Here is a 2012-nt window from a genome sequence, read left to right on the forward strand (position 1 = left end):
TAGCGAAAACATAGGGCAATTTTTCCTTGCCTGGGCTTTTAATTATTTTAAAGTTTTTAAATACTTTTAGGTAAGCTGAAAGCCTTGTAAATAAAGGCTTCTAGACTTCATATGACTACGTTTACCTACCAATATGACTACGTTTACCTACCAATATGACTACGTTTACCTACCAATATGACTACGTTTACCTACCACAAGTCTACCTTGTTTATTTTGTAGATTTAACCACGTTTACCTTGCATTAATCTACAGATTTATTAATATAGACTTATATTCATAACTAATAAGATAGATAAATAAAGTGCGGGATTTAGTAGTTAAAGATAATGCATTAATTAATGCGAGTTATAACTTAGATTTAGTAGAACAGCGTTTAATCTTATTAGCTATTGTTGAAGCAAGAGATAGTGGTCGAGGCATTAATGCCAATGATCCATTAGAAGTCCATGCTGAGAGCTATGTAAATCAATTTAATGTTGCAAGACAAACAGCGTACCAAGCGTTAAAAGATGCTTGTAAAGATCTATTCGTACGCCAATTTAGCTATCAAGAAATCAATAAGAGAGGAAATGTAGAAAATGTTTTAAGCCGCTGGGTCAGCGAGATTAGATATATCGATGATGAAGCAACCGTGAAGTTAATATTTGCTCCTGCAATCGTCCCACTTATTACACGTTTAGAAGAGCAATTTACTAAATATGAATTACAACAAATTAGTAATCTCAGCAGTGCGTATGCTGTGCGGTTATATGAATTGTTAATAGCTTGGCGCAGTACAGGCCAAACTCCTATTATTGAACTAGCAGAGTTCAGGAAAAAAATAGGTGTTCTTGATGATGAATATACAAGAATGGGGAATTTCAAAGACCGAGTATTAAATTTGGCTATTGCTCAAATTAATGAACATACAGATATTAAGGTCCAATGTCAGCAACATAAAAAGGGACGTAATATTTCTGGCTTTTCATTTACCTTTAAACAGAAAAAAGTCGTTATAGCTAACAATAAAAAGCAAACTACTCTTGAGATTTTCTCAAAATTTACTGATGCGCAGCGACATTTTTTTGCTAATAAGCTATCTGAGCTTCCAGAAATGAATAAATATTCTCAAGGTACTGAAAGCTACTCGCAGTTCGCAGTTCGAATTTCTGAAATGCTAAAAGATCTACAAAAATTTGAGGAGCTAGTGCCATATCTAGAGAAAGTAGGCTTTAATGCAAAATAAACTTCATGTTTAGATCGGATGGTCATATGAACATCCCTGTACACGTACTGAGGGACACCATTGAACACAACAAAATTCAGCGTTATGGACGCCAGTAAAGCCTTTAAAAAGTCTAGAACAACAATTTATGAAGCTATAAAAAATGGTGAATTATCAAGGGATAGTGATGGACTCATAGACCTATCGGAATTAATAAGAGTTTATGGAAATCCAACTGGTGTTCAGTCCAGTACACGTATTGAACAAGTCCAGAAGGATGCACCTGTACGCATACAGTCCGAGATCGAAAATGTTCTAAAAGATCAGATTACTTTACTTAAAAATCAGTTAGATTTAGCAAATCAAAGAGAAAAGTCTTTGATGCAACATATTGAAGATCTAACTCATAGAATTGAGTTTAAAGGCACCTTAGAACAGCCAAAACAAGAAAATACTAATAAGCTAAATGAATCTACTAATCTAAATATAGCAACAGATCCTCGGCCAGAGATTGAGTCGGACTATGACGCATTGACTACTCCGGAGCAGACGGAAAATAAGCGTATTCCAGTGCCGGAACATGTTGAACCGGAGCAGCCGAAAAGAGGGTGGTTAAGCCGGTTTTTCTTGCCGAATGGCTAAGGGCATTATTCAACTGAGCTAATCAAAAGCGTGAAACATTGCTCAAAGAATAGGCGTGGAACGTGAAAAATCATAAAAAAAGCCCGAACAGGGATGCTCGGGCTATAAACTAGAAACTACAGCGTTGAATTATAAGGATAATTATAACGCATTTCGTATAAGG

Annotated in this window: 2 protein-coding genes; both read left to right on the forward strand. The window is 35.5% G+C overall.

From position 1 onward, the window contains the following. The first annotated feature begins 304 nt into the window (after window positions 1-304). Window positions 305-1228, forward strand: a complete 924-nt coding sequence (gene repM, locus AVJ20_RS17815; RefSeq protein ID WP_111886134.1) for a replication initiation protein RepM — start codon at window positions 305-307, stop codon at window positions 1226-1228. A 60-nt stretch (window positions 1229-1288) separates the two neighbouring features. Further along, complete coding sequence (locus AVJ20_RS17820) at window positions 1289-1849, forward strand: plasmid replication DNA-binding protein (protein ID WP_228157256.1); 561 nt, start codon at window positions 1289-1291, stop codon at window positions 1847-1849. Window positions 1850-2012: the final 163 nt, after the last annotated feature.

This window comes from Acinetobacter sp. CFCC 11171 (assembly GCF_003268405.1).
In the GTDB taxonomy this organism is placed as follows: Bacteria; Pseudomonadota; Gammaproteobacteria; order Pseudomonadales; family Moraxellaceae; genus Acinetobacter; species Acinetobacter amyesii.